The organism is Burkholderia sp. LS-044 (genome assembly GCF_004803625.1).
Taxonomy (GTDB): Bacteria; Pseudomonadota; Gammaproteobacteria; order Burkholderiales; family Burkholderiaceae; genus Burkholderia; species Burkholderia cepacia.
This window is the reverse complement of record NZ_SSWO01000023.1, coordinates 19,356-31,878: the sequence shown is the minus strand read 5'-3', so window position 1 is coordinate 31,878 and position 12,523 is coordinate 19,356. Positions and strand designations below refer to the sequence as shown.

At 57.0% G+C, this 12,523-nt stretch carries 10 protein-coding genes and 1 pseudogene; 10 read left to right on the top strand and 1 reads right to left on the bottom strand.

Going from position 1 to position 12,523, the window contains the following annotated elements; genetic code table 11:
- The first annotated feature begins 515 nt into the window (after positions 1-515).
- The 8 genes and pseudogenes from E9536_RS36745 to E9536_RS36715 all read left to right on the top strand — a co-directional run.
- Positions 516-1,448 (top strand): LysR family transcriptional regulator, encoded by a 933-nt coding sequence (locus tag E9536_RS36745; RefSeq protein WP_062886099.1) that lies wholly within the window; start codon positions 516-518, stop codon positions 1,446-1,448.
- A 267-nt stretch (positions 1,449-1,715) separates the two neighbouring features.
- Positions 1,716-2,420, top strand: coding sequence for a LuxR C-terminal-related transcriptional regulator (locus E9536_RS36740; RefSeq protein WP_062885825.1), 705 nt, complete (start codon positions 1,716-1,718; stop codon positions 2,418-2,420).
- A gap of 48 nt (positions 2,421-2,468) precedes the next feature.
- Positions 2,469-2,633 carry a hypothetical protein gene (locus E9536_RS41710; RefSeq protein ID WP_168799611.1) on the top strand — a complete coding sequence of 55 codons (165 nt, stop codon included), beginning with the start codon at positions 2,469-2,471 and terminating at the stop codon, positions 2,631-2,633.
- Positions 2,634-2,930: 297 nt separating this feature from the next.
- On the top strand, positions 2,931-3,704 hold the full coding sequence (locus E9536_RS36735; RefSeq protein WP_136472536.1) for an SDR family oxidoreductase: 774 nt from the start codon (positions 2,931-2,933) through the stop codon (positions 3,702-3,704).
- Between the two features lie 78 nt (positions 3,705-3,782).
- Complete coding sequence (locus E9536_RS36730; RefSeq protein ID WP_060067740.1) at positions 3,783-4,667, top strand: alpha/beta fold hydrolase; 885 nt, start codon at positions 3,783-3,785, stop codon at positions 4,665-4,667.
- A gap of 248 nt (positions 4,668-4,915) precedes the next feature.
- A complete protein-coding gene (locus E9536_RS36725; RefSeq protein ID WP_060067784.1) occupies positions 4,916-6,040 on the top strand; it encodes a porin in 1,125 nt (374 codons plus the stop codon).
- A gap of 106 nt (positions 6,041-6,146) precedes the next feature.
- Entirely contained in the window at positions 6,147-7,475 is a 1,329-nt protein-coding gene (locus E9536_RS36720) for a hypothetical protein (protein WP_136472534.1), read from the top strand.
- An 85-nt stretch (positions 7,476-7,560) separates the two neighbouring features.
- Positions 7,561-7,779, top strand: a pseudogene (locus E9536_RS36715) (transposase); the annotation flags it as partial.
- Positions 7,780-8,536: 757 nt separating this feature from the next.
- Here E9536_RS36715 and E9536_RS36710 read toward each other — a convergent pair.
- Entirely contained in the window at positions 8,537-9,235 is a 699-nt protein-coding gene (locus E9536_RS36710; RefSeq protein WP_077178914.1) for a LuxR C-terminal-related transcriptional regulator, read from the bottom strand.
- A gap of 420 nt (positions 9,236-9,655) precedes the next feature.
- Here E9536_RS36710 and E9536_RS36705 point away from each other — a divergent pair, with 420 nt between their 5' ends.
- Both E9536_RS36705 and E9536_RS36700 read left to right on the top strand, forming a co-directional pair.
- Positions 9,656-11,155, top strand: a complete 1,500-nt coding sequence (locus E9536_RS36705; protein ID WP_077216023.1) for an APC family permease — start codon at positions 9,656-9,658, stop codon at positions 11,153-11,155.
- Positions 11,156-11,259: 104 nt separating this feature from the next.
- The gene (locus E9536_RS36700; protein WP_136472532.1) at positions 11,260-12,513 is read left to right on the top strand and encodes an oxidoreductase; all 1,254 of its coding nucleotides are present in this window, start codon (positions 11,260-11,262) and stop codon (positions 12,511-12,513) included.
- Positions 12,514-12,523: the final 10 nt, after the last annotated feature.

Genomic DNA, 12,523 nt, shown 5'->3' with positions numbered 1-12,523 from the left:
CAGATCCGTGGCGCGAGACTTAGTTGTAGCCGAGGATCGATACCGATCGGAGATCGGGCCGATCGGGAACATTCGCCGCGATGGAAGACATCGGTTCACGCATTAGGGCGGTGTACGGAGTGACGTTTCGCTGGTTCGTGGCGGATACGTTTCGATGATTCGTGCGGGTTACAGGGGCAGCGTTGTGAAGGGCGGTGCCGAGAACTTTCCGTGGCGTCATGGGGCGAGGGTCCAGATATATCCATCGTTTCGAGATTCGCGGTTTGCCGAATGGCTTTCGCACTCTACGTCGTAAAGAAGGAATGCGAATAAATAATAGGATCGGAAATGATCTTGAGCAAACGAGAAATTCCGCACACGGCCGTCAACATTTTCCTGACAAGCAGAGACGAACGTATCGATATTCAACGCCAATGCGCTGTCTTCGCCGTGTTGACCCGAGAAGATCGACGGGCGCAGGCAGGTGTTCTATGGCGTATGACGGGACGGAAACCTGCATCCTCGATGGTGAGGCAATGAATACACGCTTCCTGGAGACGTTCGTGACGCTCACGCAACAAGGCAGCTTCCGGGCTACGGCGCGTCTTCTTCATACTTCGCCCGCGACGATATCGACACGTATCAAGGCTTTGGAAGACGAGTTGAGGACCGAGCTCGTCGATCGAACGGCGGCGGATTTTCGTCTCACCCTGTCTGGGCAGAGCTTGTTAACGCTGGCAATGAACGTGGTAGACGCGACCCGTGCGCTCAAGAAGGCAGCCGGTCTCGATCTCGCGTTACGCGGACCGATACGTTTCGGCGTGATAGACACGATCGTTCACAGCTGGCTTTCCTTGTATGTGACGCAGTTGAGGGAGCGCGTCCCGGGCTTGGTGGTCGAGCTGACCGTAGATTCGAGCCCGGCACTGAACAAGAAAATCGTGCAGGGCGAGCTCGATATGGCTGTCTGCGCAGACGTCGTTGGTAGCGACAAGGTCACGTCGAGCAGGATTGCAAGCTATCCGGTTCGATGGATCGTCAGCCGGGAGCTGCTTTCAGGTTCGGACCTGGATCCGGTTCGCCTCGCCTTGGCGCGGCCGATACTGACATTCGGAAGGGGCACGACGTCGCACCTGGCGGTGGAACGCATCGTCCGAACACTGGCCGGGGGAGCCGGCATCCCGGATGAGGCGATACGCATGACCTGTGCCTCGTCGGTCGCTGCGATCGTGCAATTGGTGCGTGATGGATACGGTGTCGGGGCAGTCCCGCGCCTGTTCGTGCATGACGAACTGGAGAACGGGCGAATCGCCGAGCTCGCCCTGGAGCCGCAGCCGCCGTCGATCGATGTGTCGTTGTGCATGCCGGTCAATGCATCACCAACTGTCGTAGCGGCAGCCGACGCGGCCCGGGACGTGTGCGCCACATACTGCCGAGGAAAACCGGAGACGCTGATCCGGGCCGCGTGACCGATCATCCCGATTGCGGTCGTTCGGGCAGTGGCGGCGTACCGTTTGACTTTCGGAATATGGTCGCCGGCGGGTATATGACTTCCCTAATATGATCCGGCGGCGCGTTGCGGTAGCCTGTCACATTAGGTATCAGATGTTAGTCTGGTGCGAATTTCATGCTCTCCGCTCGTGAGGCTTTCGGTTTCGGTGCTGGTGCACCTGTCGGGCCGCTGATTTCGGGCGATCGGTGCTCGCGCTCATCCCTACCGGCAAAGAGAATTGGCGATGTTAATCGAAGTCAGCAAATTGAGGGAATCCCAGGAGTTCGCTCTTCAGACCGTTAACTTTGCACGGTCGATGCTCAATTGTTCGGCCGCCGTGTTCACATGGCTCGATTCGCACGACCAGCTATTGCCGCACACGCAGATGGGATGGCCCGAAGAGACCATCAAGGACTATTACACGGTATTCGCCTCGGCCGATCCGCTGAACGTCTATCGTCTGATCAAACAGCGTGCGACTGTAGTGACCCTCAAAGGGGCAAAGCGCGACGACCAGCACTCCAGTTGGTCGGATTACCAGAGGAAGTACGGGCTCGTGGACGAAGTCGGGTTCCTGTTCTGGGCGGGAGATACGCCACTAGCGTGCCTCTCCGTCATCAAGAAGCAAGGCGATAGTCCGTTCTCGACTCCTGAACCCTTCGGACAGATGTACGACTATATGCAGCACAGCTTCTCGATGCTTGCATCCGTCAAGAAGGTCCAGGCAGACCACGCGCTGCGAAACGAGTATTTCCTGACGGAGCGGGAGCTCGCAGTCGCGTCCCTGATGACCGCTGGCCTGTCCAACAAGGATATCGCCGAGACGCTGGGCATCGAGCTTGCCACCGTCAAGTCGCACGTCATTCGAATTCTGGGCAAGCTGGGCATCGAGAGCCGAACCCAGCTTGCGGCATTCTCCGCTGACCTGGGTACCCCGACAACGAAATAGCCTGAGTGCACCGGGGCGGTGCGTTTGTCCTCGCCGCCGGTTGCATCAATGGAAATTTTTCTCATCCTTTGGATGGACGAACGGCGTCTTGGCCATACATACAATGGTTTCAAGGAGCCAGACATCATCCAGACGGTCGTAACGCTCGCATTGGGTTCACGCCCGTTGCGTGGCCTGACAGCTCACTTCATCGATCACGATCTTCAACCTTGAGGATGGTGCGCGTTACACATGGTTTGAGCGGTGTCCGGCTGTCAATTCGCATAACGAATTAACGTCCGATGCGTGACGGATGTTTGCCGAATGCCGGTTGATTGTGGACCGTATTCGGTCCAGCTCGCGGAATTGATAGAAATTCGTGATCTGCATGCATCGAGAATCACAATTGGACCTCGTCTAATTGGCGCAAGACGATGCATGCACGCGAATCCTGGAAACAGAAAGCGCACGATTCGCCGGCTCAGTGAGCAGCGCACGTGCTGGTCGAAGTGAAGTCAAGGAGACGTTTCAGTGAATGATTATTCCGGGCGCGTGGTTGTCGTAACCGGTGCTGGTTCCGGCATGGGGCGAGCAATGGTTCGCGAGTTCGTTTCGAGAGGGGCGAACGTAGCCGCACTCGACATCAATCTCAAGAATGCCGTTGCCACTATCGAAGCGTTGGCGAATCCATCGATGGCGTACGCACATCAAGTGGACGTCAGCGACCCGCGCAGCGTCGAGGCCGCTGTCAAGGCGGTGATCGAGCGTTGGGGGCACATCGATCTTCTGTGCAATAACGCCGGCATTCTGGATGGACACGCGACGGCTCACGAGGTGAGCGTCGAAGAGTGGGACCGCGTCATCGCCGTAAACCTCACGGGACCGTTCCTGATGGCCCGAGCGGTCATTCCGCAGATGTTGAAGCAAGGCAAAGGGGCGATCGTGAACACGTCGTCCACCTCGGGCTTCAGTGCTGCGGGCGGCGGGACTGCCTACACGGCGTCTAAACACGGTGTGATCGGTCTGACGCGACAACTCACGTTCGAATACGGCGCGCGCGGCATTCGCGTCAATACGATTTGCCCGGGCGCAACCGCAACCCCGCTGGCGATGTCGGAGCACACGACGGCGAATTCGCCTGATATGGAGGCGGCCCTTCAGAAATTCCCGGCCCGCCGCTGGTGTCAGCCGGAAGAAATTGCCAAGCTCGCCGCGTATCTGGGCGGCGACGATGCCGACTTCGTGCATGGCAGCGAGTACGTGATGGACGGCGGCTGGCTTGCTGCTGCCCGGGATCCCTTCTGAGCGGGCGTTTGGCTACACGCGTGGCGCGGCGCATGTGCCCGCGCCTGCACATGTCGGTGGAACAACAGGAGCTTGTGAATGTTTTCGAATCGTGAATGGCCGGAGACCGGCGTCGAAGGTTTCAAGCGAGGCTTTCAGACGGTTGATGGCGTGCGGATGCATTATGTGAGCGGCGGCAAGGCGGACGGCGACGTGCTGGTTCTGATTTGCGGTTTCCCTCAAAGCTGGTATGCGTGGCGCAAGGTTTTGCCTCTGCTTGGGCATCGGTACCGTGTTATTGCCCCGGATCTTCCCGGGCAAGGTGACTCGGATCGTCCCGCAGGTACGCTCGACACGGCCAAGGCAGCCAAGCTCCTTCGTGGCTTGGTCGAGAAACTCGGTGTCGATCGACATGCACTTGTCGTACACGACATCGGAGGATGGGTCGGTTATCCCTATGCGGCGATGAATGGCGACAAGGTCACCGGCCTCGCGATCCTCGACACGGGTATCCCGGGCATCAGTCTTCCGGATACGCTGCCGTGGGCTTCCGACGTTGCGTGGCGGACGTGGCACGTCGCATTTCACAACATCCCGGATCTTCCCGAAGCGCTCTTGGCCGGCCGCGAGCACATCTATCTCGAGTGGTATTTGCAACGGAAGGCTGCAAATCCGCAGGTGTTCTCCCAAGCGGACTTCGAGGAATACCATCGCGTGTTCCTGACGAATGGCCTGAAAGGCGGTCTCGCTTACTACCGTGCTATCTCGGTGTCTGCCGAGCAGAATCGCGAATTGAGCGCGAAGGGCAAGCTCAAAATGCCGGTTCTCGCGGTCCGTGCAGATCAGGGATCAATGCCCGACCTGGTCCCGCAGCTGCAGCAGGTCGCGGCGGACGTTCGCGGCACGATGGTCGCTTCCGGACACTACATCCCGGAAGAGGCGCCCGAGGCGCTTGCAAAGGAACTCGAGAATTTCTTCGGCTAGTACGAGCGGATAAGCAGGCGCCACTTCTGACGATCCAGCCAGCGTCTGGAGAAATCCGTCGCCCAGTTCGAACGGGTATGGAGCGCGCGCCGCATGCTGCCGAGCGATGTCAGCGCGTCGCGGGCGCTGCCATCCGCCCGATGAGAGATTGTTGATCTTGAGATGGGAACGGCAGGCATCGAAGAAATTTGATGGTTCGTTTAATCAGTATTCCTAGTGAAATTAACTTTGGTGATTTTGGGGGGGAAATGAACAAGAAAATCATTGCAGTCGCCGCACTGAGCATCGTAGCTTACTCGCAAGCAAGGGCTCAAAGTTCCGTAACGCTCTATGGGATCGTCGACACGGGTGTGGGCTATGTACACAACAGCGGCGGGCAGAGTTCGCAAGTGAGGATGTTGCCCAGCAATCTTTCGGCTTCCCTGTGGGGATTGAAGGGAACGGAGGATCTGGGTGGCGGGCTCTCGGCCATCTTTACAGTAGAGAGCGGCTTTGACGGCACGAACGGCGCGCTTGCGACACCGGGAAAGTTGTTCAGCCGACAAGCGTTCGTGGGCATTTCGAGCCAGTACGGCACCCTGACGCTCGGTCGTCAGTACGATCCGCTGACCGATCTCGAACAGCAGTTGACCGCTGATGTCTACAGCGGCTGGTTCGCTACGCCGGGTGATGTCGACAATTACGATTCGAGTGCTCGATTCAACAACGCCGTGAAGTGGGTGAGCCCGTCGTGGGGCGGTGTTTCGGCCGAGGTCATGTATGCGCTCGGTGGCGTCGCTGGATCCACGGGGTCGGGGCAGACGTGGAGCGCGGCAGTTGGCTATCAAAGCACGTCGTTCAGCGTCGGCGGTGGCGTTCTCCACATCGACAACGGCAACGCAACGTTGGGCAATCGCGGCACCTCCTCGTCCGACTCGCTGTTCAATTCGCCGGTAAATGCGGCTTATGCGTCGGCCCGGTCGATCAATATCGCCCGGATCGGTGCCAATTACGTTGCGGGCCCGTTCACGGTGGGCGCGGCGTATGGCTATGCCCAGTATTCGGCCGATTCGGCATCGACGTTCACGGGGTCGGAGAAGTATCACAACGGTTCGGTCTTTGCCCAGTATCAGGTGACGCCTGCGTTCCTGCTCATCGCCGGCTACAACTACACGCGAGCATTGGGGGATTCGTCTGCCAAGTACCACCAGGTGAATATCGGGGCCGACTACAGCTTGAGCAAGCGCACCGACGTCTATGCGCTCGCAGGGTATCAGCATGCAAGCGGGCAGAACGGGCAAGGTGCCGCCGAGGCTTCCATCGGGTCGTACGGAATTGCGGCGGGCAAAGGTACTCAGGAAGTTGTAGCCGTCGGCCTGCGGCACAAGTTCTGAAGCAATCTGTATGAGGCGCCGTGGACCGATACGAGGGTGATTCCTTCGTGAGTTCCGTGGCGCTGCGTTGCTCCATTCCCTGACATGAAGGTATTCGGATTTCTGTATGCCGGCATCAACTCACTCCGATGAGGATTACGCGTCCAGTCCGGTTCCTGAAGATGCAAGGACCGGTTGGAAGGGCATATTCTTCGCTACGTTGGGTATTGCGACCGCGCTTTTCTTTGCTCAGATTGCGTCGATCATTACCGTGAGGTTTGGCGTAGCAGCAGCGCTGATCGGACTGGCCTACGGATACTGCGTTTCGACATTCGTCGGTGTGCTGCTCGTTCGTCGATCCATCCAGACAGGGTTTGGCATCAATATCTGGGCCAGAACCGTGCTCGGGTATCGTGGAGCGGGATTGTTCAGCCTGGCTTACGGAGTGGCCTGCCTCACTTACTTCGTCGCCGAAGCCAGCATCATGGGGGCTTCGCTTCAGGCTCTCTTTCCGGAATCTCCTCATGCGTTGATATACATCTGCCTTGTCTTCGTCATGTTGCCGCTCGTGTGGTCGGGCATGAAGGTGCTTGCAAGATTCCAGACGATGAGTCTGGTGCTGTTCGTTGTGTTTGTTGTGTGGGCGATAAGAAACGCGCTTGATGTTCCCATGGCTGGCGCTCCTCTCCCGGAGATTCGGCTTGCGGCAGACCCCTTCACCAGCCTGGTTGAAGTATTGGGCATCGTTAACGGTCTCGCCTTCATCATTGGTCTCGTGACGGCCGACTATGCAAGATTTGTGCGCAAACGAGAACTCCGGGCAGGGACCGTGTTTGTCGGCGCGTTGTTTCCTGCGTTCTGTTATGGGATCACCGGGATCTTGGGGATCTGGTTCGCTGTCCAGATGCGGGAAAGCAATCCTGGCGTCTATTTCGTTTCGTTGCTGGGTGCGGGGGGAATCATTTTCGCGTGTACGACGCAGCTCAGAATCAATCTCGGGAACATCTACTCAGGCACCGTTGCCTTCGTCAACGCACTCGAGCATCTATTTGGCGTTTCCGTCAGCAGAAGAATCGTTATCGTTGCTTTCTGCGCGGTTGCGGCCACTGTGCTGATTTCAGATGGTACGCACTTGCTCGCGAGTGCCCTGAACTATATTGGTATGTCCATGGCTTGCTTCGTCACGTTGCTTCTCGTCGATCAGTTCTGGGTTGGACGATCCCAAGATGTGCCCGATGTCGTGCCTCAAGTGATCAAGAACTGGCGATGGACGGGATTGAGCTCATGCCTGATCGCAACCCTATGTGGAGTGTGCATCGGTAACGCATCGCTCTTCCCATCGTTGTACCAGTGGGCGACACCGGTGTCGGTGCTTGTTCAGGTGATCCTCTTTGTTGGTATCGAATCGTACTGCAATCGACGAAGGGAACTGTCGTCACATGCTGCCTCGAGTTAGAGGGGCCACGTGAGAAACGGACCTATTCTCTGGAGCGCTAGGCTACCTGACACCAGCAAAGGTTACTTTCGAGGCGGGTTTGAGAATGCGGAAGCGCTTTACGGACGAGCAAATCATCGGCTTCTTGAGAGAGGCCGAAGCTGGCGAGGCGGTCCAGTATCTGTGCAGGACGTACGGTTTCAGCGATACCTCCTTCTACTCCTGGCGGGCGAAGTTTGGTGGCAACGACGGCGTTGAATCGCAAAGGTTGAAGTACCTTGAGGGGGAGAATAATCGACTAAGGAAACTATTGGCGGAAGCCTTGGCCAAGCAAGGGGCATCGGGTATCGCTAGAGACGATGTGTAGATCGTCCACGTCGCCTGGGTCGTCGTCGTTCCGATGCCGTTGTGATTGGCGTCGAGCGATCCGGCGTTCGACTTGAACAGATCATGATCTTCACGCTTTATCGATCGTAACCACCTCTGCGCTTCAATGTCGGGTTGGCGCGCAGACCTCAGTAGTGGACTCAACAGGGAGCCGAGTCATGCGAAAGATATTCCTGCGATCGCTGCATAGCCGTCATTCGATTGACTCAGCAGAGGTCTCTGCTTGTCAGGCGGATTCCGATGCTGGTATACGCAACATTGAGTCAGACCGAAACAGCCTGGTTACGTACTACAGCCTCGGACAAGTGGTTGCGCACCTGCGTTTCGACGCGCGGAATGGAGAGCAGAGTCCGGCCGAGCGTAGCCGAAAATAAAAAACCGGTCCAACGTCAGATCACGGCATGGAAGCGGCCACCGTCAAAGTACGCGGTGGAAACGCCACTGAACGTGCCAAGTCGGACCCGGTCTCCCGTCTGTACCTTTGACGAAGCTGTCGAAACCATAGCGTGTCAAGCTGATGGTATTGCGAAAGCTTGCAGGTTCAGCGTGCCGCGTGCCTTCGTATCGTGCCTGGAGCTGGGCGCAAGTCGTTTCGACGGCCTGGTTGATGTCGGCGTCGGTTCGCCCCGCCTCCAACTGAACCGCAATGGACCTCACGCATCAGACTTCGCTGCCACGAGGCAGAACTGCAACGGTCAATCTGCGGTTATCGAGTGCAGAAATGACGCGACTTGTGACCGCGTATTCAATCCGAGCTTTGCCAGCACCCTTCCCACGTGCGTTTTGACCGTCACCAGCTCGATCTGGCATTCGTGGCAAATCTCCTTGTTGGAAAGTCCACTCGCAATCAAATTGGCGATCGCTAGCTCGCGGGCTGTCAATAGATGGTGCTCGGTGAGTTTCCGATTGCGTCGATGGGTTTTTATCGAATCCAATCCGAGCAGGTTGAACTGGATATAGCTGTGCATTTCCTGGAGTACGGATTCATTGTCGAGCGTTTTGTCGTGTCTGCCTTTTAGAACATTGAGAAAAGCGATGGCTCGGCTGTCCTGCCAAAAGACAAAGGCGGCCTCGTCCACGAACCCATACCGCGCCATAAACTGTGCGTATGGGATGTGGCAATCTCTAAATCTATTGTCTGCGATCTTTCTGAGAGTAACGACCGAAGATCTGTTTGATAAAAGAAAGTCGGGGGAGATCGGATCGAACTCTCTGAAGTCGCGGTAATAGTCGCGAATCATCACGTCGCCGAGGCCGTGTTCCGTGCACGGTGGAATATTCTGGGTAGCGTCAATCCAGGTAAAGATTGCGGCAGACGATTCCAGAAGGGTTTGGGAAAATGCAATGGTCCGCTTGGCGAAGTCCTTGCAATCGTCGTTCAGGTGATATCGCATGGTTTATCCGAGTGGAATAGACAAAAGACCCTTTCCGAACCTGACTGACGGAGGCGGAACGCTGGCGGCCTACGCGAAAAGGCTGCTAGCACGACGTTCAGCGATAGGAAGCAAGAACCGAACCAAGACGACTGACAGGTCACACGCTCCTGTATACGGCGACGGTGGCGATGAATCTGACAGAGTGCCCGGGTGCCGTAGAGGTAGACGCACGATCTGGAAGCGCGTCGTTGCACGTTGTTCGTGCATGGCGCACCACGTGCGATCGGTGCTCCATCTTGAAGCGACGTATAGATACTTTCGGAGGATGCTGGCCAGAAATTCGCTGAATATAGTTCGGCTACCAAGTCAACGGGTTCTGCGGTACGCGCATCAAAGTGCGATACCGAGAGAACCGCGCACAGCAAAGAGGTGGCTCGAATGAAGACAAGCGGTTACAGGGCGATTGCAGAGAAGGGAAATAAACTTACCGGGAACATGGGCGCCTTTGGTCTTGCGCTGAGCGTTTTGGCTTTCTCGGCCCCTCTCACGACCGTATCGGGATATGTGCCGGTCGCGTTGATGTATGGCGGTGCAGCCAGCCCCACCATCTTCATCGCGACGATGGTTCTGCTGATGCTGTTCTCGCTAGGGTATCTGACACTCAACCATGCTGCGAAGCGACCGGGCGACTTCTACGCATTCATCACGCATGGCTTGGGCAAGAGTGCCGGGCTTGGAGCCGGATTGCTCGCCACGATTACGTACTTCATCATCCTGGCCGGCGTTCCGGCGTATTTTGGCGTTGCGTCCGCTGATCTGCAGCGGACGCTTACGGGATGGGCATTTCCCTGGTACTACTTTACGCTGGCATGTTGGCTTGCCATCGCGATTTTCGGGTATCTGCACATCGAAGTATCCGCGAAGTTCCTGACTTGGGTAATGGTCGCGGAAGTCATCGTTTGCGTCGCGTTCTGCGCCGGAGTTATTGGCAGCAATCCCTCAAGCGACTTGCCGCCGAACGCCATTTTTTCCCCATCCGGATTGTTCAACGCGAACAGCCCGTTTGCCATGCTGTTTGCCGTCTCTTTCTTTATGGGTTTCGAGGCGACGGCATTGTTCCGTGATGAGGTGCGCGACCCGGATAGAACCATTCCGCGAGCAACTTATGGTGCGGTGATCTTCATCGGTCTGTTGTATACGTTCTGCGCATATGCACTGATTCGCGTGTATGGACACGATGTAATCTCCGTCGCAACGCAATCGCCCGCCACCATGTTTCAGAATGCCTTCGACAAATTCGTCAGTGCGAGGATGCGCACGCCGGTCGCGATCCTGGTTTTGACCTCGGCGTTTGCATCCAGCTTGTCCATTCATAACGTGCTGACGCGTTATCTTCATAACCTCGGCATCGACGGTGCATTTCCGCAGTACCTGAGTGCGATCCATCCGAAGCATTTATCACCGCACCGCTCGTCCATTACGGTTTCGACGCTGACGCTGCTTGTTCTTCTGCCGTTCATCGTGACCGGGGCCCAACCGGAATTGCTTTACGGTCGACTGTCTGGCGTCGGTACCGCAGGAGGATTGATCCTTATGACCGTCGTGAATGTTTCATGTCTCGTCTGGTATTTCCGCGAGGGGCGGTTCATCGGTGCAGGCGTTTTCAAAGCGTGTGTTGCGCCCGGCATCTCCGCAGTCCTGTTCGTTGCGCTCGTCGTCCTCGTTGGCAAGCACTTCGAGCTTCTCGTTGGCGGCGAACCAGGCCAAAGCACGTGGATGCTCTATAGCCTGTGCGCAGTGCAGATTTTCGGGATGGCATTGGCCGTTTATTTCAGGAAGGCCAAGCCGGAAGTGTTCCGGAGGTTGGGGCGCAATCCTGACGTCGAGCCGCGAGATGGCGGCACGGACGACGAGGCCGTTCTCGCCGTCATCCAATGACATATCCATGCTTCGGATGTGAATCTCAATAGCTTCGGTTTCAGTCGCGAAGCAACTCGGCATCCGATTCATCTCCGTTTCAAGAGACCAGTCCAGGTACGTTCATGCGCATCATTAATCCATCCATTGCCGTCGTGGGAAGCGGACCGTCCGGGTGCTACCTGGCTCAGTCGTTGATAAAGGTTTGGCCGGATTCGGCAGTGTCGGTGTTTGAATCGGAGCCGGTGCCATTCGGTCTGTTGCGTTACGGCATCGCAGCCGATCATCAAGGTTCGAAATCCGTGGCGATGCAGTTCGATCGGTTGTTTAGACGCGATAGGGTCAATTTTTTCGGAAATGTAACTATCGGAAAAGACCTGTCGTTTGAGCGATTGACAGAGAGTTTCGACATTGTGGCGCTCGCGACAGGTTTGGCAACGGATTCGGTTCTTCCGGTTCCACAACACCCGAAAGCAAACGTCGTTGGGGCAGGCGAAATACTGCGGGCGCTGAACGGCTATCCCGAGCCTCGGTTGCCCCATAACAGAGGGCGATTTTGCTCCTTGGGTGAATCGTTGGCGATCGTCGGGCACGGGAACGTCGCCATAGACGTTGCCCGGTTGCTGGCCAAACGCATCGAGCAATTCGATAACTCCGATATCGACGACGAGCGGCTATCGATGCTTCGCTCGAATCGTCTCGAGCGGATTCATCTCGTCGGAAGGTCCAGCGCAGGCGACGCGAAATTTGACCTTGCCATGCTGCGTGAACTCTGTGATCTGGGGCATGTAAAGGTATCTGCATCGGGTCTTTCGGACGACGATCAGAGCGAAAAGGCACAAGTGCTGCGGAATGCCGCGAGACGCATCGTATATGCCAAACCGCTGGTGGAAATTGTTTTCCACTTCGAATGTACGCCGGTGCAGGTCGATGCATTGCTGACGAAGAGCGTTTTGCGCGGACACTCGAAAGCCGAAGGTATCGTGAGCTTCCACGTCGACACGATCGTTACGGCCATTGGTTTTACGAACGAGGTCGGCGATATCGGCGCTCGATGCGGGCCGTGGCGTGCGTTGAATGTATTCGAGGTCGGTTGGGCGAAGAACGGCGGAAAGGGCGGGGTTGCCGCGAATCGCAGAGACGCACAAGCCGTGGCCGCGCAGATCATCACGATGGTGCAAGACGGAGCGCTGCCGATCGGCCGGCCCGGACTGGCCGCGCTCGGAGACCAGTTTCCAGCCGATTTCGTGAATTACGCCGGCTGGCTGGAGGTGGACCGGTATGAACGGGATGCGGCGGGGCCGAACAGGCTCCGCAAAAAAATTGCAGATCGCAGGCGCCTGCTGGAAGTGGCAAGGCAGGTCGTGAGCGTCGGGTAATCGTCTAAAT

What these genes read in the sequence shown, in the direction of transcription:
- E9536_RS36740 (WP_062885825.1), top strand. Translation starts at nt 1,716, where the DNA reads ATGTTAATCGAAGTCAGCAAATTGAGGGAATCCCAGGAGTTCGCTCTT.
- E9536_RS36745 (WP_062886099.1), top strand. Translation starts at nt 516, where the DNA reads ATGAATACACGCTTCCTGGAGACGTTCGTGACGCTCACGCAACAAGGC.
- E9536_RS41710 (WP_168799611.1), top strand. Translation starts at nt 2,469, where the DNA reads ATGGAAATTTTTCTCATCCTTTGGATGGACGAACGGCGTCTTGGCCAT.
- E9536_RS36705 (WP_077216023.1), top strand. Translation starts at nt 9,656, where the DNA reads ATGAAGACAAGCGGTTACAGGGCGATTGCAGAGAAGGGAAATAAACTT.
- E9536_RS36700 (WP_136472532.1), top strand. Translation starts at nt 11,260, where the DNA reads ATGCGCATCATTAATCCATCCATTGCCGTCGTGGGAAGCGGACCGTCC.
- E9536_RS36725 (WP_060067784.1), top strand. Translation starts at nt 4,916, where the DNA reads ATGAACAAGAAAATCATTGCAGTCGCCGCACTGAGCATCGTAGCTTAC.
- E9536_RS36730 (WP_060067740.1), top strand. Translation starts at nt 3,783, where the DNA reads ATGTTTTCGAATCGTGAATGGCCGGAGACCGGCGTCGAAGGTTTCAAG.
- E9536_RS36710 (WP_077178914.1), bottom strand. Translation starts at nt 9,235, where the DNA reads ATGCGATATCACCTGAACGACGATTGCAAGGACTTCGCCAAGCGGACC.
- E9536_RS36720 (WP_136472534.1), top strand. Translation starts at nt 6,147, where the DNA reads ATGCCGGCATCAACTCACTCCGATGAGGATTACGCGTCCAGTCCGGTT.